This is a genomic window from Psychrobacter proteolyticus, from assembly GCF_038155145.1.
GTDB lineage: Bacteria > Pseudomonadota > Gammaproteobacteria > Pseudomonadales > Moraxellaceae > Psychrobacter > Psychrobacter proteolyticus_B.
On sequence record NZ_JBAKAY010000008.1, the window covers coordinates 80,152 to 98,130 of the forward strand.

Here is a 17,979-nt window from a genome sequence, read left to right on the forward strand (position 1 = left end):
TGGCTAATAGATTTTAGGTTCATACAATCTCATCATTTAATCTTGTTGAATAATATCTATAAAGGTTTGCCAAATGGGGCTCTGGTGCCGAGCTTTGTGCCAGACCAGCCACCATGTACGCGATAAATCAATTCCCGCTACATTTACTTGTACCAGCTCACCTGTCGCCAATTCCGTCTCAATCACATGCTGCGATAGACAACCAAGACCAATATCTGCACTCACCATGTGTTTGATGGCCTCAGACTGATGTATCGCCTTTACCACTTCTGCATTGGGTAGATACTTAAGCAGTTGCTCATCGATAATCTGCCGTGTGCCTGACCCTGCCTCACGCACCAGTAACGGCAACTGCGCTAGCTGATTAATACTCAGCTGAGAGCAGTCCTCGTCTTCGCTATAGGTAGCCACATTCTTTAGCCACTTGCTATCACGCTTGGCAAATATCACTAGTGTATCGGTGCGCCATTCACGCTGCTCAATGGCTTTCATATCTACCGGACGCGGCATTCCTTCTACCAGCGCGATATCGATATTTAGTTGCTCAACCTCGCTCACTACCTCTTGCGTATTGGCAATATACATATCGACATTGGCATCGGGCAGCGCTTCATATAGCTTGCCAAGCAATGACGGCAGCACGTAGTTGCCGATAGTGGTACTAGCACCGATATGAATCTGTCCTGCTTGATACTGATGATAATGCTCAAGCGTGAGCGACTGACCCAAGATAGCCTGTGCCTGTATATAAATAGGATGAGCATTGGGGTGTTGATTAAGCCTGCGACCGACGCGCTCAAATAGCGGCATCTGTAGTCTAGACTCTAGCTCTGTCAGCGCGTTACTGACCGCTGATTGCGATAAGTGCAGCTCCTCACTGGCGCGACTGGTGCTACCTGTTTGATAAATACTGACAAAAACAGCAAGCTGCTTAAGCGTAATCTTTGGCACTGTCTGCACTGATTTTTTCATGTTATCGATGTTGCCTTATGTCAGTCTTTGCGCTGTTTTATCCGTGATGTTTGTCTTTTTTGATGCTCATGCGCGGTATACCTATTTTTATTATAGATACTAACCTAAAAAATCGATAGTTTATATCTTATTAATCTGTTTTTATTATAAATACAGCGGGCATATACTGTCTATTCATAAGCTTATGCTTATCTTAATATAAGTAATAGGATGCCGCGTTATGCACACATTCGTCCAATCAGTCAGCAACTCCGTTCATAACTATACCCCCAATCACCGTCACTTAATGGGATTGGTAGTCGTTCTGATTGGTAGTTTGTTTTGCTTATGGTTGGATAGTAGTTTGGATATCTGGTCAAACGGACGTATCGTTGGATTGTCCTCTTTAACGCTAGCGATTTTGCTAGGCATGATCTTGGGCAATACCATCTATCCTAAACTCGCTGAACGTTTAAACGGTGGCGTTTGCTTTGCCAAAGGTCAAATCTTGCGCTTAGCGATTATGTTTTATGGGTTTAAACTAACCATGACGCAAGTTGCGAGCGTCGGTATGCCAGCGATTATGACTGACGCGCTCGTATTGACGTCAACCTTTTTGCTGACCTATTGGTTGGGTACTAGATGGTTAAAAGTCGATAAAGAAACGGTGATTTTGATTGGCTCAGGCGCGAGTATTTGCGGTGCTGCTGCCGTCATTGCCGCAGAGCCAGTCGTCAACGCGCAAGCTCACAAGGTCACTATCGCCGTGGCAACTGTGGTGGTGTTTGGCACTATTGCGATGCTGCTATATCCTTTTTTATATCATCTGGGTTGGTTACAACCTTGGCTCAGCGCCCAGCAGTACGGCATGTACACTGGCTCAACCGTCCATGAGGTGGCGCAAGTCGTGGTCGCGGGCAATGCAATCAATACTGAGATTGGTGATACCGCGGTCGTGACCAAGATGATACGTGTCATGATGCTCGCGCCTTTCCTGCTTGTGTTATCGTTTGCGCTAACCAAAGATCGCACCGTAGATGTTTCGACTATAGAAGATAAGAGCAATAAAAACGAGACAGCGTCATTTATGACTCGTGTTAAACAAGTTAAAGTGCCATGGTTTGCGTTTATCTTTATCGGCATTGTGTTGATACATACTTGGGTGCCGATGTCTGAGAATATCGTACACAATATGGTGATGCTAGATGATGTGTTACTGACGATGGCTATGTTTGCATTAGGTTTGACCACGCATCTAAGTGCGATCAAACAAGCTGGCGTTAGACCCCTTATCTTAGGTGCTATTATGTTTGGTTGGTTGATACTGGGCGGCGGTCTGATCAATATCGGCATTAGCTTTATATAATAAGCTAAATGTCCATTCTTAACTGCTGATGTCATTGCATAATATAAAAGGCCTCCAACTATTTATAGTCGGAGACCTTTTTGCATCTGTTATTTGATCTAATATAATTGGCTAAAACCTTTAATCTTGGACTAGTACTAACTTTAATACCAGTGTCTTAGATACCAATCTCTTAAGTACTAATGCTTTAAACACTAATACTGTAAATACCAAGTCTCTAAATACTAAATAGCAGACGAAAAAAAACGAACCCGAAGGTTCGCTTTTCTACATCTATTCATCTATCTGTCTATAAAGACAAATTAGATAGCAACGATGTTATGTGCTTGTGGGCCTTTTTGGCCTTGAGTTACAGTGAACTCAACTTCTTGGCCTTCAGCCAAAGTTTTGAAACCTGAACCAGTGATTTCGCTGTAATGAGCAAAAACGTCTGCGCCAGTTTCTGGAGCGATAAAACCAAAGCCTTTAGCTTCGTTGAACCACTTAACTGTACCTTTTTGAACGTCTGACATAGTATAATCCTACTTTTAAATTTATTAATGGTCTAGTGACCGGTAACGCTTGCAAATAGCTACTGAACGATAAATATTAAAACGAAGGATTATAACTAATACTACGAGGTAATGATTTGGTGCAGAACTGCTCTTAAGCTTGGGCGTATTATAAGGGGTACATCCTAGTATCGCAAGTCTTATCTCATGTTTCGTGTAACCAGAGCCGTTTATTGGCTGATTTTGGCGCAAATTGCAACGGATTTAGGCATTTGGTAAACGGAACAAATATATCGCTACCCCACTACAGACAGCGGCTACCGCCCATGCCATCCACATCATATCGGCAGGCAAACGATAAAATAACATAATTGTTGATGCTGCCATCATAACCGTCGCTAAACACTTGGCATAAAGCGGAACGGCATGATTTGCTTCCCAATCACGGACAAATTTACCAAAGTATTTATGATTGATCAGCCAAAAATGAAAGCGTCGAGAACTACGCGCCCAGCAACCTGCTGCTAACAAGATAAAAGGCGCGGTGGGCATCACTGGCAACAATATACCGATAATACCCAAGATAAAAAACAACCAACCAAGCGTCACAAAGGTCCAACGCAGCATTGGGCTGTTGGATTGATCAGTCTTAGGTCGGTAATAGAACGCTTTTTTATTATCGGTCATATGAGTTGTCGGTCGTGTAAGTTGTCAGTTATGCCAAATGTCAGTTGTTTAGAGTAGCGCCTATTATATAAGCGGTGGCATAGAAGGCTAATCATGCAATATCGCCCGTCTGTGCACAAGACTATTTATATAAGGTTTTTGCTATTGATAGGTATGTTTGGTTAGTAATTGGGTAAGTACCAATGATAAATACTGCATTCTTTTATTAATACGTCGATTGAAAGCGCTTATAAAAAGTTACGACAAGCCGTGATAAGCAACATCTGTCATAAAAAGCGGTTAACGAACATCAGTCATTACCTGTCATCGTCATTCCCGATACGCTTGCATCCCATCTTGTAAGTCGTCTATGATGACGCAGTAACTATCGATAATAGCCATTAGCAGTACGGATTCATTAGCAGTACTGACCAAAAATAATGTAATACCGATCAATCTTGTCGGGGTGCTTTGATTTAACGCTGTAGACACAGCTCACATCATCGCTGAGACACACCCGTGAACCTGAAGCAGTTAGCACTGACGTAGGAAACAAGCGTGACACGCCCTCAGAGGTCTATAAATAAGAGCAGTCTATAGGTGATGTACTGGTGATGATAACCATATCAAACGCCAAGCATATGACAGTTAGCATCGAGACTTTACCTTTCTTATTTGGCCTTCCTTGTTTTGCCTTAATCGTATCAGTCTGATTGTTTTCTATACTTAAAAAGGAAACAACCATGCAGCCGACCACCAAACTTACTCTGACCCTCGAATGGTTTTTAAACCCTGATCACCTGCCCTTTATCGCTGGTGTGACCACGGGCGCATATGAGCAGGCAGGGCTTGATATCACCATTATCGAGCCAGATGACCACTATGATGGCTTTGCCGAATTACAGAACCAAAGTATCGATCTGCATGTCAATGAGCCTATCCACTTGTTTGAGCATTACGCGCCTAACCTACGTGCACTGGGCTGCTTTTTTGAGACCGATGGCGGCATATTGATGCAGCAGTCTAGTATGGATAAATTAAAAAACAATCAGCCTATCCGCATCTGCACCCCTGCCGCTGAGGAAAAAACCAATCGTATTGGCTTTGAGATATTGGCGCGTTATGCCAAGAAAAACGGCTTTACTATCAGCCGTGATAATGTGAGCTTTGTGCAAGAAGACTTTTATCATATAAAAAACCTGCAAGAAGACCCAAGCCTCGATGGCGCATGGCTATGCTTTTATAATTTTGAGGGCGTTGAAGCAACTCATGAAGGGCTAGACTTTACGTTTATCGATCAGAACCTCTCCCCTTATCCGAACTTTTCAGCGTTAGAAATCCTCACGACTGAGGATATCTATAGTGCAAAAAAAGACGCGATAAATACCTTTATTCAAGTGACCAACCAGATGACAGAGCTGTGTAAAAATGAGCCAGCCACCGCCCACCGTATGTATTACGACTACAGTAAAACCGAAGCAGATACGCTGATGGATGCGATTATTGATAATACGCTGGGCAAATTGATCACGCCGATCAAGCCTGATGCAAATAAGTGGGAAGAGCTGCGTGAGATGCTAGCCGAAATCGATATCGTGACCTTGACTGATGAGCAGTATCAATCGCTGTGGGCGCTATAGAGATTTTAGCAGTTAAGATATTTTAAATAACAAAAAACTGCCATGGCATTTACTGTGGCGGTTTTTTATTTAGCTGTAATCGAATAGTGAGGTTAGCGCAGTCATACTTTTATAGTGAATTGACTATACCAAGTTGCTTGGCTTCTTTTAGCCACATTGGGAACTCTTCTAGCATGTTTTCATACAACGCTTCTTCGCTGATATCATCCAAATCATCGAGTTCAAAAAAGTCGCAATTATCAATCACGCGCCCTGTCATGTCGTCTAGTTTTTTTAGGATGCCATAACCACGACCACCTAAGCCCACAAATTGCCAAAATATCGGCAGTTTCGCCGCTTCCGTCATGACTCTTGTGATACCGCGATTGTCATTCACCCCGCCATCACTGATAAATAGCACGTAGATAGGCACATCTAAACCGTCCTTTTGGTAAAACTCCGTCACGGCTTTCATGACCTCTGCTTCGTTATTGATGCGCGGGCCAAGTGCCCATTTGCGCCAACCGCCATGAGCATTGTTAATAAAACCATCATAGTTGCTCAGCCCAATCTCACCCAAATACTGCGGATCTCGGGCAAACGCCCAGCAGTCTAGCGCTTGGTCGTCATCGAAGTTCACTGCCAATGGCAATATGCGGTTGACCACCTCTTGCACGCGGCCTTTTTTGTACTGTCTGTTCATTGAGCCTGAGGCATCTAGTACCAGTGCTACCTTTGCGGTTAATTGCTGCAATTGGCGTTTTTCAAGCGATATTGTGGCTTTTTTGGCCAAATTGACCAGTTTTGGCGCTTTGTCTAGCATCACTTTTTCGAGCGATGGTTTTGCTTGAACTGGCGTGGCGGTCTCTTCTACTGTAGAGCTACTCTCTTCTACGTCACCACCGAAATGCTGTACGATGGCGGCAAGTCCACCATTAAAGCCTTGCGCGACGTTGGATACTCGCCAAACGCCACTCTTACGATAAAGCTGCATTAGCATACTGGCTTGCTGCTGGGCAAAGTCTGCTGCTTGATACTCTGCCTGTACTTTTTGCGACTGCTGCCAAATGCCAATCTCTAGCGATTGAATTTGATTGAGCGGGGTGTCGGCTGATAATACAAAAAACAAGCTGTCTATATTCGCAGCCAGTTTGGATAAGTTGACCTCAAACTCGGCTTGGATGCCTTTATTCGCCGTTGGCTGCGACTCATAATGCGTGAGCTTGATTTGCCCGCATGGTGAGGTTGGCTGATTATAAAACACCATGTAATCATCATTGATCAGTTTGCCTGCTGCGTCTAAGGCAAAGCAGCTGATGTCCATCTCTATTGGGCTTTGACGAGTAAATTTGAGCGTGATGGGTGCGGTATCATCAATAGCAAGGTTGCTTAAAGGCGCGCGTTGTCCAACGGTGAGATGATTCATGGTGTTCCTTAATAAATCATACTTAATGATAGTTTGATTCATATATTTGTAATTTTGCTATCTAGCAGATAGTAGATTTTGTTAACATAAGCTTTTAGTCAAAAATAAAGCAACAACGAAGTCTTGGGTAATTGACTTTGCAGGATAGGGGAAAATTGGTTAGTAAGATGACTATCCTATTATCACGTTGCTTTAATAAACCTAAAAGCACTATTTGACATCTAATTTAATCACTACTTACTTCTCGTTCTCGCAAAATATACTTATATTTTTTATTTAATGAATCGTGTAATACGTTAAAGTTGCAAATTCCCTTACTTTTGCCTAGAAATGAAAAATACTCCAAAAATTGTTCAACACCCCCTACTTTAAGAAATTCAATATCAGTAAAAACATCTTCACAGAAATAGCTGTCAATCCACCTGTTTAGAAAGCTTGTAAAATTTTCTCTGTTACTAAATCCATATTGAATAAAATCTAATTCAAAAATAATTTCTTGATACTTACCGAAAAAATCATCATCCCATTTTTTTATTCTTATTCTGTTAATATATTTCTTTATCAATTGCTTAACATTTTTACTAGATATTGGCATTATAGGTAACAGAATTGACTTTGACTGTTGCCTTTGTAGCTCTTTATTTTTTTTAAAATCAATTTTAAAAGTATCTACAACCTTTTCAACTAATCCTGTATTAGAATACTTGGACTCTATGATACTACCATATTGATAAATATTTTTAAAATCAAAATCAACATCTTTACTATTAATAAAACTAAGCTTTCTATGATATATTTTTAATAGAATAATATCGAAAAAATTAAGTAGTTCCGGTATATCCTTTTTGTATAGCTTATAATTTATTAGTATTAGATTATCTATAGCTCTTAAACATCTATGAGGCAAATGAATCTTATTAAGTGCTTCGATAATAGTTCTAACTATCAACCCCCATTCTTTCTCATTCCAATCTATCAGAGATATTGTAACTACTATATTGACAAAAGATTTAGTTATAACATTCTCATAGGCTGATATTTTAGCTTGCTGTATATACTCAGATAAGTTAGATAAAGACTCTAATAGATAATTTTTTTCATATTCTGTGATTAAAAATATTTCTCTTCCCATACCCTCTTTTTCAATTTCTTTAAACTTTATAAGAATATTAGTATGTATTAATTTTAGAATATCATCGAATTCGAAATACTTTATCATTATAAAAAAATCTTGTACTTTTAAAAGATATTTATCTTCAATTGATTGTATTTCAATCTTACTAGTTACATATAGACGCATTAATGACTTAAACTCTATATAATCATCAATCAAAATATTATTAGTTGAATAAAATTTCAATAACTGAATATATCTATCATTTGAGCGCATTTTTTTATTATCGAAGCCAAATCCACCATTTTTTATATTTAGAGCTAAATTACTAAATTTTTCATGATCATTGCTAGCATCAAAGTAGGATTGATATACCCAATAAAAGTTTAAAGCTTTTACTAATGTATTTAACTTTTCTTTAGTGTTTATTAAGAAGCTACTTTTCAAGTAATCCTCTTCCAAATCAATTCTTTCCTCGATACGTTTTTCTTTATCAAATGACATCGTAAGTATTAATTTGTCGACTATTACATTATGATTAAATTGATTTATCATAGCTCTAGCATGGTCTTGATTCCTTTTATTCTCTAAAATCATTTGATAGATACTGTCTTTCCTATAAACTAAGTTTTCTTCTTTCTTATCATCACCCTCAAGAGCAATTTTGATAGGTAAGAATAAATCTGAATTCATCTTAGGGTCAAACCTAATAAATTTTTCAAAATCCCCTATTATTTTTTGGTTTTTTTCACTTATGTTTTCTTCTTTAAGAATAGTAGTAATATTAATATGTTTATCGTACCTAATAAAAATAACGTTAGCAGAGAGAAATACATTAGCAATATAATTTATTTTATGATTAATATTATTGAATTTATATAATTTATCTAATTTTTCTGGACTCGAAACCACATTGAAAAATAGCTTATAAATATTCCTAATATCTTTATCATAATCCATAGTCATTGTGTCTTTATGAAACCACAATCCGAAAATATCTTCATGATATTCAATTGTACAATTACTGAATATATCTGTGATCTGCTCAGGTAATAGTGAATTGAACTCCGAAAGGACTTTTAATTTTTTATAAAAAAAATCAATAGCATCTAGTTCAGTTACATCTTTCCCTTCTGAGCTTATCTTATTAACTATAGGGTCTGCATGTAGCTGTTTAAAAAAATTATCATATAAATCTGGGAAGCTTGTTATTTTTTTCGGAGATATAACATTTATCCCATGATTTAAGAGATATTTACTATATGCTTCATCTTTGGTGTTATGTAATAAGTATCTAGGAGGAGATATGTTGGACTGTTTCTCAATCCACTTTGTGATCATTTTCAAATCGTTATCACTGAAAGAATATCCTAAAAATAAAACTGTCATAGTCGAAAGTATATGTCTTAAGAAATTTTCAATAAGTGGGCTATTCAGGCTATAATTTAAGTAATCATCTTCTGTAAAAACAATATTATGTGAATCTAGCGACCCATGTATCTTTACTAGCTTCTTTAATCCTGCTGATTTCACTAAATCTATATCACTTTTAACTATATCATAGTTTAAATTATTCTCATTGACTGTTTTTTCAAGTAAGTCATCCCAATTAGTTGTTAAAACATATTTTGGATTTAGCTTAAAAATCTCTCTATGAAATTCTGAAGGAAGAGCATGAAATGGAATAGATTTTTTAACTCTTTGATATAGTCTATATTTCCCAAATGTTAATTCATATAGTTGTGCTACTTTTAGAAAGTCATTTTCGTTAGTTTCTAATTCCTCTTTGAGTTCCTCTATCAATTCAAACCATGAAGGGAAATCTGCAGTATCAGACTGAGAGAATTTTGAGAACCCTGCTCCAATAAAGACAACTAGATTATTACCTTGGCTAGCTTCAACTATTGAAGTGATATTTGACTGATTGAATAACATGAATTAAGTCCATTTTCCATAAATTTAATGATTTTTATATTTGTCTGAATATGAAATATTAGTGCTATTCTAAGACTGTGTTCGTACTTATCTCTGCATAAAATCTACTCTTGCGCGAGGGACGAGCTAAACTTTTAAAGAACACCGCCTCACGCATCGCATATTTGCCCCTTATTAAAGGACTCCGATGCTGAGGCTATGCTTTTTAAGCTTTCACTTTTCTTACAACGCTTTTAACTGCTCCATCTGCGCCGTCATCGCGGTCAACTGCCCTTCTAGCTCAGCCAATTTCGCTTTCTCTGCTTCTACCACTTCCACAGGTGCTTTACTGACAAAGCCTTCATTACCGAGCTTACGCGCGATGCCTTCGGATTGTCCTTTCAACTTATCATATGACTTACCTAAACGTGCCAGCTCAGCCGTTGGATCGATCAGACCTTTCATCGGTACGAGTACCCGTAGCTGACCGACCATACTTGATGATGACAATGGCACCTCATCGCCTTCTTTGACGATCTCTAGGCTCTCGACTTTGGCAAGCGCTTTGAACTGATTTTTGATACGTGACAGACGCGCTTCTTCATCTTGAGAGACGTTTTGTAGTAGCACTGGCAGGCGTACCGCATTACCCAGTTTCATCTCACCACGGATGTTACGGACGCTAGCGATTAGCTCCTGTAGCCACGCCATATCCGCCTCAACTTGCTCACTGATTTGTGCATCATCCGTTTTTGGATAGTCAGCGACCACGATGCTGTCAGTGTTTTTACGACCCAGTAGCGGCGCGATGGTCTGCCAGATTTGCTCAGTCAGATACGGCATGATTGGATGAGTGAAGCGTAGCGCCGTCTCTAGCACATGCAGTAGTACATAACGGATTTGCGCTTTGCGCTCATCCGATACCGAGTCATCATTTAGGCTGGCTTTGGCAAGCTCAACATACCAATCACAGTACTCGTTCCAGATAAACTCATAGATATCTTGGCTGACCATATCGAGACGATACTGAGCAAAATGCTGATGGATATCAGTAATGGTAGAGTTCAGACGACTCATGATCCATTTTTCTGGCAATTCCCATACGTCAGGATTTGCCACTTGGTCGATAGGCTTGGCACTGCCCTCACCATCGACACAGTTCATGAGTACAAAACGGCTGGCGTTCCAGATTTTATTACAGAAGTTGCGATAGCCCTCAACACGCTTTAGATCAAAGTTGATATCGCGACCAGTACTGGCCAATGAGGTAAAGGTAAAGCGCAGTGCATCGGTACCATAAGCTGGGATACCTTCTGGGAACTCTTTACGCGTTTGCTTTTCGATTTTGGCCGCGTCTTTTGGGTTCATCATATTGCTGGTGCGTTTTTCGACCAGTGCTTCTAGCTCAATACCGTCGATTAGATCGATCGGATCTAAGACGTTGCCTTTTGATTTTGACATTTTTTGACCATTGCCATCACGTACCAGACCATGCACATAGACGGTCTTAAACGGTACTTGCGGCGTGCCGTCTTCGTTTTTCACAAAGTGCATGGTCATCATGATCATGCGGGCAACCCAAAAGAAAATAATGTCAAAACCTGTCACCAATACACTGGTTGGATGGAAAGTGTCCATCACGCGTGGATCGGCGTTGACGTCTGCCCAGTCAAGTGTACTAAATGTCCATAGACCAGAGCTAAACCACGTATCGAGTACGTCATCGTCTTGGCGCAGTTTTACATCGTCGCTTAAGTTGTACTTAGTGCGTACTTCAGCTTCGTCACGGGCGACATAGATTTCACCTGTCGCATCGTCATACCATGCAGGGATACGATGACCCCACCATAGCTGACGACTAATGCACCAGTCTTGTAGATCCGTCATCCACGCCATATACATGTTTTTGTACTGCGCAGGGACGAACTCAATGCTGCCGTCTTCTACCGCGTCGATCGCAGGCTTGGCAAGCTCTTTGACCGCGACATACCACTGATCGGTCAACCACGGTTCAACGATCGTACCGCCACGCTCAGCACGCGGAGCTTTTAGCGCATAGTCCTCTACCTCTTCTAGCCAGCCCTGCTCGCCTGCTTGCTCTACAAGGAACTTACGCGCAGCAAAACGCTCAAGTCCTGCATATTCGCTCGGCGTGGTCTCTAACGTTGGCTCACGTGTCTGCAAATCAGGATACACTTCCATCGCTGGCAAGATATTGGCGCGCTCATCAAGGATATTAATCAGTGGCAAGCTATGGCGACGACCCAATTCATAATCGTTAAAATCATGCGCTGGGGTAATTTTTACGCAGCCTGTACCGAAGTCTTTTTCGACATAATCATCAGCGACGATAGGCACGACACGACCCGTAATTGGCAAGGTAATGGTTTTACCGACCAAGTGCGCGTAACGCTCATCGCTAGGATTGACGGCGACAGCGGTATCACCAAGGAGTGTCTCAGGACGCGTGGTGGCTACAACCAGATAGTTTTTACCATCTTGAGTTAGTAGCTCTGTATCTGTGAAATGATAGCGGAAATGCCACAAGCTGCCTTTTTCATCGTGGTTTTCGACTTCTAGGTCAGACAATGCAGTTTGGAATTTAGGATCCCAGTTGACCAAACGCTTACCACGATAAATTAAACCATCGTCAAACAGGCGTACGAACACTTCTTTTACCGCGTTAGATAAACCATCATCCATGGTAAAGCGCTCACGCGACCAGTCAACCGAGCTACCCAAACGGCGAATTTGGCTGGTGATATTGCCGCCCGACTCTTCTTTCCATTCCCAGACTTTATCGATGAAGTCTGCACGCGTCATATCACGGCGTTTGATTCCTTGCGCTTCTAAGCGACGCTCAACAACCATCTGGGTGGCGATACCCGCATGATCCGTACCTGGTTGCCACAGCGTATTGTCGCCATCCATACGGTGATAACGCGTGAGCGCATCCATGATTGCATTGTTAAAACCATGTCCCATATGCAGCGAGCCGGTGACGTTTGGCGGTGGCAGCGCAATAGAAAACGACTCGTCTTTGTCAAAAGTCGGCTGAAAATAGCCGCTTTCTTCCCAGCCTTGATACATACCTGCTTCGACTTCCGCAGGATTATAGGCGCTCTCTAATTGGCTCAACGCCGCTTGGATCGACTGGGTCAGATTGGTCTTCGCATTGCTATCAATGCTGGTATCGGTATTAGGATTGCTCATAATAGGGTGATCTTATTGTTGATAATGAATGTGGTCAAAATGAGATAGCGTAAAACGCTATAAAAACAGGAAAAATAGTTGATAGTGTGATTTTAACGCAGATAGGCAGATTTTGTTAGATGGTAAGGCAATTTATAAAGCCTGAAGGTGATTTATTACTCAAATTGTTAATCAATTAACAACAGCAATCAGAAGAATGGGAAATATAATAGAGATTACTTATGCAACAAAATCATTAGCCTATAACCAGCGAGCCAACCGTGTCCCAAGATACCGAGCATGACCATGATTCTCAGGCTAATCTATCAGACAGCGAGCGTCTGAGCGTGAACACCACCCCTCCTATGCCTAAAGATAATCATACGCTAGAAGAAAACAGCGATTCTTCTAAAGACATTGAGGTAGACAAGGACGCAGACGACACTACAGACAGTCATGCAAACGAAACTTCAGATGGCTACGTAGACGAACCTATCAAAGCCACTGAAGACTTAGAAAATGATGACCTACCAGAAGAAATCAGCGACGAAGACAAAGAAACCATCAAAAAGGTCGCTAGTGACGACAATCTAAGCCAAGCAAAAAGCTACGCCAGTATCTTAGTCGAGCAAGTTATCCACGCGAAAGAAACCTTTGAGCGCTCACTTGGCTCGCTATTTACCAGTGCCTTTACGGCTGGGCTAGAGATTGGTATTAGCTTTTTTATGATTTTATCAGCGTTTGCCCTACTTAATGACGTGATACCAAGTCGCTATGCCATGGTACTGTCGTCACTGCTGTATCCAATCGGCTTTATTATCGTGGTGATTGGTCAATCGTTATTATTTACTGAGCAGACTTCCCTCTTGAGCTTACCTGTCTTAAATAAAATTGAACCGCTACACAAGCTCCTGCGGCTGTGGGGCATCGTCATCGCTGGTAATATCGTTGGCGGCTGTATCTTTGCAGCGTTGATGATTGGTCTAGGACTGCATATGCACCTGTTTACAGACCATGCTATCGATGTTTATGCCGAGCATATCTTAGGTTTTGAGTGGTGGGTTATCTTTGGCAGCGCCGTGCTAGCAGGCTGGATGATGGGCGTGGCTGCATGGCTGGTGACCTCCGCACGTGACACACTTAGCCGTATCGTATTGGTGACGCTTATCACTGGTAGTATTGGGTTTTTAGGCTTGCATCATAGTATCGTGGGCAATATCGAAGTATTTTCAGCATTACTATATGGCAATACCGTCAGTCTCTGGCGCTACTTGGTATTTTTAGTCGTGGTATTGGTGGGCAATACAGTCGGTGGTGTGGTATTCGTCGCGGTACTCAAAAACCGTACGTTCTTATTTGAAATTGAAAAAGTAAAAGAGCAAGCCGCCGAGGCAAGAGCGAAAATGGACAGACGAAGATTCTAGACTTGAGATAAAACTGGTTTGAGCCAAACTTATTTAAGCTAAAGCTGGTTTGAGTTAAAACGAGCATTAAACGCAAAAGCCCATAACACGCTTGATTATAAAAAGCGGATTATGGGCTTTTTTATTGCATCATACATTGTTGATTTTTGCCAAGTATTGTCTCAACTGGCGCAACAGTGCGTTACTACGGTTATTTTAAACCTCTTACATTCTACGTGCTGCCAATACACTGTTTTCTATCTCAGTTCTTTTGGCTTTATTGTGCTGGGCAGTAAATACTCTGACCATGATACCAGCGGTCAAGAACATGATTAGTGTATAAATGGCTGGCGTCATCGACATCTTATAATTGGCCAATAGCGTCAGTGCCATAAACATTGAAAGCGTACTGTTTTGTAGGCCGACTTCCATAGTAATCGAGCGTCTTTGCGCAGGATTTAGACCGAACCATTTACTGGTGTAATAACCAAGCGCCATCGTCGATACGTTCAGTATCAATGCCACAGGGCCAGTAGCGATTAACGCTTCAACGATAATGTCTCGTTGCACATAGCTTAAGAAAAGTACCAAGAAGCTCAAAAATATCACGCCAAAACGAGACACCATCACCTGTCCCTTATCTGCCGCGTTAGGCGCATAGCGTTTGATCAACATACCAATACTGACGGGTAAGATAGTCAGAGCAATTAGGCTGACCATGGTCTTGACCACTGGCAACTGAAACTCACTACCCGCTCCCATGAAGTATACGAGCGAAAAACTGAGGACGATAGGAATGGTAAATACGGTAATGACACTGGCAATAGCGGTCATGGTGACCGAAAGTGCAACATCACCTTTGGCTAAATAGGTAAATAGATTCGATGTCGTGCCACCAGGGCACAATACTAGCAACATGACCCCAACGGCATACTCTGGCTCGAGAGACATGGAGGTTGCCAAGGCAAAACCTACGAGCGGTAAAAATATTAGCTGATTGGTCAAGCCTATGGCGACTGCTTTAGGGTATTTGACGACTCTCTTAAAGTCATTGGTAACTAAGGACAATCCCATTCCCATCATAATCAAAAAGATACTAATGGGAATGACTTTTGCATTTATAAACGTGACTAACTCAACACCTTCCATAACTACATCCTTGTAGATAGAGCCCTTACACGGGCAGGTTTATGACAACCTCGTCATGCTCAATCAGCCAATCCTGCTGATATCTTGGGTAAAAGCCACCGACGTTGTCAGCTCTTTATATGACACTTTTCCATACAGTCGTGTTTTTAAACCGACAATTTTTGATAAAACTGGTTACTACGAACCGAAATAATAACGGAACGACAAAATTCAGTATATCGTTGTAAAAGTGTATGGTTTTGATTTTTCTGACTACTCGTCAGTCAATTATAGGTTTTTACACTTGAAAATAAAGTAGAAATGATTTAAGCGGGGATTTTGTGATTTACAGCAGATGTAGGTTTAATATGGTCGATACTGATAACAGCTGTACCGTAGGCGATGGCTTCGACCATACTGCCTAATTGGTTGACATTGGTTACCTCAAGACGTAACCCGTAGATATGCGTGTAGCCTTTGGCTTTTGCCTCAGTCCGCATACGAACGATGGCTTCACGGCGCGCACGATCTAGCAAAGTCTCATAAGTGGTTAAGTTTTTGCCAAAGACACTTAATACGCGAGCGATGATCATTTTGAAATAATCTTGAGCGATAACGACACTACCAAGCACCAGCTCGCCTTCACTACCCGCTGCTAACTTGGGACGGTATAAACGTTCGCTTGAGACAGTGATATCGCCCAATGCTTGCTCTGCTACTGTTAGCTGTGCCAAATGCTGACGCTCATGGCGCGACCCAAAGAACCAGCCAGCCGCGAATAAGAAGACAAACGGCCCATAATTGATGAGCACTTGCGTGAGTGAATCATTCATAGCACGTTTCTCATCATAAAAAGCATCGGTGCTTTTAACATTGTAGGATTTGGTATTGTAGCTTTTAGTATTATAGGATTAACCAAAAGGATTGAAACGCGGTAAATTATCGGGTGCGACTTGGGTCTGAGTATTTGTGTTTTGACTAGAATGGTTGTAACCATCGCTTGGCGGGGTTTGATACTGCTGCTGTGATATCGGCGCAACCTTGACCGCCGTACCATAGACAAACAGCTCTGAGGCACCTTGGGCAATACTAGAAGTCGAAAAACGCAGACCGACCACCGCATCAGCACCTAACGCCTCTGCTTTGACAATCATGCGATCGATTGCTTCTTGGCGTGACTCTTCTAATAGCTCGGTATAGGCCGTCAGCTCGCCGCCAACGATGTTTTTTAACCCAGCGAACAGATCCTTGCCCACGTGCTTTGAGCGCACGGTACTACCGTACACCACATCTAGGCGTTCAGTAATTTGATAGTTAGGTAAGTGTTCAAGATTAGAGAGTTGCACAGTCATAGGATGACCTTATCGGTGACTTATAAAATACATGGTAAACCAAAGTACTGTAATACAGCGTAGACAGACAGAAACAGCACTGCTAGTAGCAGCGCTGTTTCTTAGCATTATTAATCGTTGGTATGGAACAATAAGAACAGCTCAGTCAAATTACCTTCGATGCTATTGGCCATCTGTACCATTTTGTCTTCGTCTTTACGCATCTCAGACAGCTCTGGATCTTCATCATCGATACCGCTTAGCACGATCATTGGCAAAGTCAATACTGCTACGTCTTCTGCCGTCTCTTCGTCTTCAAACCAGTCGCTTGCCTCATCACCATACATGGCATCGACGAAACCGATTGACCAAGCAACGATGTCTGACTCATCAGAGAAATCAACCGCCACTTCTTCGTTACCAGCATCTTCACCAAATGGTAATTCGATCGGCGTCTCGTTTTTTAACTCAGCCATGATCGAATCGCGCCAGCGTTTAATGCCATCGATGACGTTTTCTGGAATCTCACTTACGTGACCTTCGAACAGGGCATCCATCCAGTTAGGCAGTGGACGTCCGATGACCGTTGCTGTCAAAAAGCCATGTGCCGCGACACTATCGAGCACGAACTGGCTCTCTTGGTTATCCAAATAATCTAGTAATTCATCAAAACTTAGTTGGTTACTCATGGTTTGGTAGTCCTTGAAAGATAAGGGTCATCAACCGCAGTGGGCGATCGGTTAAATAAAAGAGGACGAGTACTTAAGTAGAGACTAAAGGCTGCTTAATTAATGAAACTCAAGCAACCTCTATCAGGTAAGTATTATCGAGATGAATGGGTTGCGAGCAACCATAGAAAGTTAGAAAAGTAGCAAACAGCAGGCAACCAACTTGACTGGTTAAATGATTTTAGTCATTAAAATAGCCACTGCCGTTAAAGTAGTTACCGTCATTAAAGTAGCCACTAGAGCACTTTAGTCCACTGAAACGACTGATGCTGACAAATTAAAAATCGTCATCATCCCAATCATCGCCGTCTTCATCGAAGTTGTCTATGTCGTCTAGATCGTCTTTTAACTCTTTAGCCAAACGCTTTTCTTCTAGCAAATTATCGATTAGCCGACGTTTTTCAAGACTACTTAAACGTGTACGTACGCTCGTCTCAGCTTCTTCAACCATCTTTGCATCATCATCGTCGACAAAATCATCATCAAAATCGTCGTCAATATCAGCGTCACTCATGACAAACTCCTATCATTTTTAGGCAAGGGTATTAAGAATACATCAATATATATATGCCTTATAAAGTCTCTATTGAATGTTGTCAATCCTTTTTCGCAATATGGTACATTTCAACTCTACGATTAAGATAGTCCAG

At 41.4% G+C, this 17,979-nt stretch carries 15 protein-coding genes; 3 read left to right on the plus strand and 12 right to left on the minus strand.

The window, feature by feature from the left end:
* Positions 1-36 precede the first annotated feature (36 nt).
* Positions 37-972, minus strand: coding sequence for a LysR substrate-binding domain-containing protein (locus V6252_RS10970; protein ID WP_341610474.1), 936 nt, complete (start codon positions 970-972; stop codon positions 37-39).
* Positions 973-1,192: 220 nt separating this feature from the next.
* Between V6252_RS10970 and V6252_RS10975 the strand changes: the two genes are divergently transcribed.
* On the plus strand, positions 1,193-2,317 hold the full coding sequence (locus V6252_RS10975; protein ID WP_341610475.1) for a YeiH family putative sulfate export transporter: 1,125 nt from the start codon (positions 1,193-1,195) through the stop codon (positions 2,315-2,317).
* Positions 2,318-2,619: 302 nt separating this feature from the next.
* On the opposite strand, the gene V6252_RS10980 is transcribed toward V6252_RS10975, so the two are convergent.
* The 3 genes from V6252_RS10980 to V6252_RS10990 form a co-directional block, all read right to left on the minus strand.
* A complete protein-coding gene (locus V6252_RS10980) occupies positions 2,620-2,829 on the minus strand; it encodes a cold-shock protein (RefSeq protein WP_045453470.1) in 210 nt (69 codons plus the stop codon).
* Positions 2,830-3,072: 243 nt separating this feature from the next.
* Complete coding sequence (locus V6252_RS10985) at positions 3,073-3,495, minus strand: YbaN family protein (protein ID WP_057761636.1); 423 nt, start codon at positions 3,493-3,495, stop codon at positions 3,073-3,075.
* Positions 3,496-3,804: 309 nt separating this feature from the next.
* The gene (locus V6252_RS10990) at positions 3,805-3,966 is read right to left on the minus strand and encodes a hypothetical protein (RefSeq protein ID WP_341610476.1); all 162 of its coding nucleotides are present in this window, start codon (positions 3,964-3,966) and stop codon (positions 3,805-3,807) included.
* A gap of 251 nt (positions 3,967-4,217) precedes the next feature.
* Between V6252_RS10990 and V6252_RS10995 the strand changes: the two genes are divergently transcribed.
* On the plus strand, positions 4,218-5,114 hold the full coding sequence (locus V6252_RS10995; RefSeq protein WP_341610477.1) for an ABC transporter substrate-binding protein: 897 nt from the start codon (positions 4,218-4,220) through the stop codon (positions 5,112-5,114).
* 109 nt (positions 5,115-5,223) lie between these two features.
* On the opposite strand, the gene V6252_RS11000 is transcribed toward V6252_RS10995, so the two are convergent.
* From V6252_RS11000 to V6252_RS11010, 3 genes are all read right to left on the minus strand, one after another.
* Positions 5,224-6,519: a VWA domain-containing protein gene (locus tag V6252_RS11000; protein ID WP_341610478.1), complete on the minus strand. Its 1,296-nt coding sequence runs from the start codon at positions 6,517-6,519 to the stop codon at positions 5,224-5,226.
* A gap of 226 nt (positions 6,520-6,745) precedes the next feature.
* Positions 6,746-9,568 (minus strand): SIR2 family protein, encoded by a 2,823-nt coding sequence (locus tag V6252_RS11005; protein ID WP_341610479.1) that lies wholly within the window; start codon positions 9,566-9,568, stop codon positions 6,746-6,748.
* A gap of 222 nt (positions 9,569-9,790) precedes the next feature.
* A complete protein-coding gene (locus V6252_RS11010) occupies positions 9,791-12,760 on the minus strand; it encodes a valine--tRNA ligase (protein WP_341610480.1) in 2,970 nt (989 codons plus the stop codon).
* Between the two features lie 260 nt (positions 12,761-13,020).
* On the opposite strand from V6252_RS11010, the gene V6252_RS11015 reads away from it, so the two are divergent.
* Positions 13,021-14,163 carry a formate/nitrite transporter family protein gene (locus tag V6252_RS11015; protein ID WP_341610481.1) on the plus strand — a complete coding sequence of 381 codons (1,143 nt, stop codon included), beginning with the start codon at positions 13,021-13,023 and terminating at the stop codon, positions 14,161-14,163.
* A gap of 204 nt (positions 14,164-14,367) precedes the next feature.
* Here V6252_RS11015 and V6252_RS11020 read toward each other — a convergent pair whose 3' ends face one another.
* The 5 genes from V6252_RS11020 to V6252_RS11040 all read right to left on the minus strand — a co-directional run bounded on the left by V6252_RS11020 (position 14,368) and on the right by V6252_RS11040 (position 17,843).
* Positions 14,368-15,291, minus strand: coding sequence for a bile acid:sodium symporter family protein (locus V6252_RS11020; RefSeq protein ID WP_160023516.1), 924 nt, complete (start codon positions 15,289-15,291; stop codon positions 14,368-14,370).
* 305 nt (positions 15,292-15,596) lie between these two features.
* On the minus strand, positions 15,597-16,103 hold the full coding sequence (locus V6252_RS11025) for a YbjQ family protein (RefSeq protein WP_341610482.1): 507 nt from the start codon (positions 16,101-16,103) through the stop codon (positions 15,597-15,599).
* Between the two features lie 78 nt (positions 16,104-16,181).
* Complete coding sequence (locus V6252_RS11030; RefSeq protein ID WP_341610483.1) at positions 16,182-16,622, minus strand: YbjQ family protein; 441 nt, start codon at positions 16,620-16,622, stop codon at positions 16,182-16,184.
* Between the two features lie 110 nt (positions 16,623-16,732).
* Positions 16,733-17,290 (minus strand): YecA family protein, encoded by a 558-nt coding sequence (locus V6252_RS11035; protein WP_201568674.1) that lies wholly within the window; start codon positions 17,288-17,290, stop codon positions 16,733-16,735.
* A gap of 316 nt (positions 17,291-17,606) precedes the next feature.
* Entirely contained in the window at positions 17,607-17,843 is a 237-nt protein-coding gene (locus tag V6252_RS11040; protein ID WP_057761656.1) for a PA3496 family putative envelope integrity protein, read from the minus strand.
* Positions 17,844-17,979: the final 136 nt, after the last annotated feature.

What these genes read in the sequence shown, in the direction of transcription:
- V6252_RS11000 (WP_341610478.1), bottom strand. Translation starts at nt 6,519, where the DNA reads ATGAATCATCTCACCGTTGGACAACGCGCGCCTTTAAGCAACCTTGCT.
- V6252_RS11030 (WP_341610483.1), bottom strand. Translation starts at nt 16,622, where the DNA reads ATGACTGTGCAACTCTCTAATCTTGAACACTTACCTAACTATCAAATT.
- V6252_RS11010 (WP_341610480.1), bottom strand. Translation starts at nt 12,760, where the DNA reads ATGAGCAATCCTAATACCGATACCAGCATTGATAGCAATGCGAAGACC.
- V6252_RS10970 (WP_341610474.1), bottom strand. Translation starts at nt 972, where the DNA reads ATGAAAAAATCAGTGCAGACAGTGCCAAAGATTACGCTTAAGCAGCTT.
- V6252_RS11005 (WP_341610479.1), bottom strand. Translation starts at nt 9,568, where the DNA reads ATGTTATTCAATCAGTCAAATATCACTTCAATAGTTGAAGCTAGCCAA.
- V6252_RS10980 (WP_045453470.1), bottom strand. Translation starts at nt 2,829, where the DNA reads ATGTCAGACGTTCAAAAAGGTACAGTTAAGTGGTTCAACGAAGCTAAA.
- V6252_RS11035 (WP_201568674.1), bottom strand. Translation starts at nt 17,290, where the DNA reads ATGAGTAACCAACTAAGTTTTGATGAATTACTAGATTATTTGGATAAC.
- V6252_RS11025 (WP_341610482.1), bottom strand. Translation starts at nt 16,103, where the DNA reads ATGAATGATTCACTCACGCAAGTGCTCATCAATTATGGGCCGTTTGTC.
- V6252_RS10985 (WP_057761636.1), bottom strand. Translation starts at nt 3,495, where the DNA reads ATGACCGATAATAAAAAAGCGTTCTATTACCGACCTAAGACTGATCAA.
- V6252_RS10995 (WP_341610477.1), top strand. Translation starts at nt 4,218, where the DNA reads ATGCAGCCGACCACCAAACTTACTCTGACCCTCGAATGGTTTTTAAAC.
- V6252_RS10975 (WP_341610475.1), top strand. Translation starts at nt 1,193, where the DNA reads ATGCACACATTCGTCCAATCAGTCAGCAACTCCGTTCATAACTATACC.
- V6252_RS11020 (WP_160023516.1), bottom strand. Translation starts at nt 15,291, where the DNA reads ATGGAAGGTGTTGAGTTAGTCACGTTTATAAATGCAAAAGTCATTCCC.
- V6252_RS11040 (WP_057761656.1), bottom strand. Translation starts at nt 17,843, where the DNA reads ATGAGTGACGCTGATATTGACGACGATTTTGATGATGATTTTGTCGAC.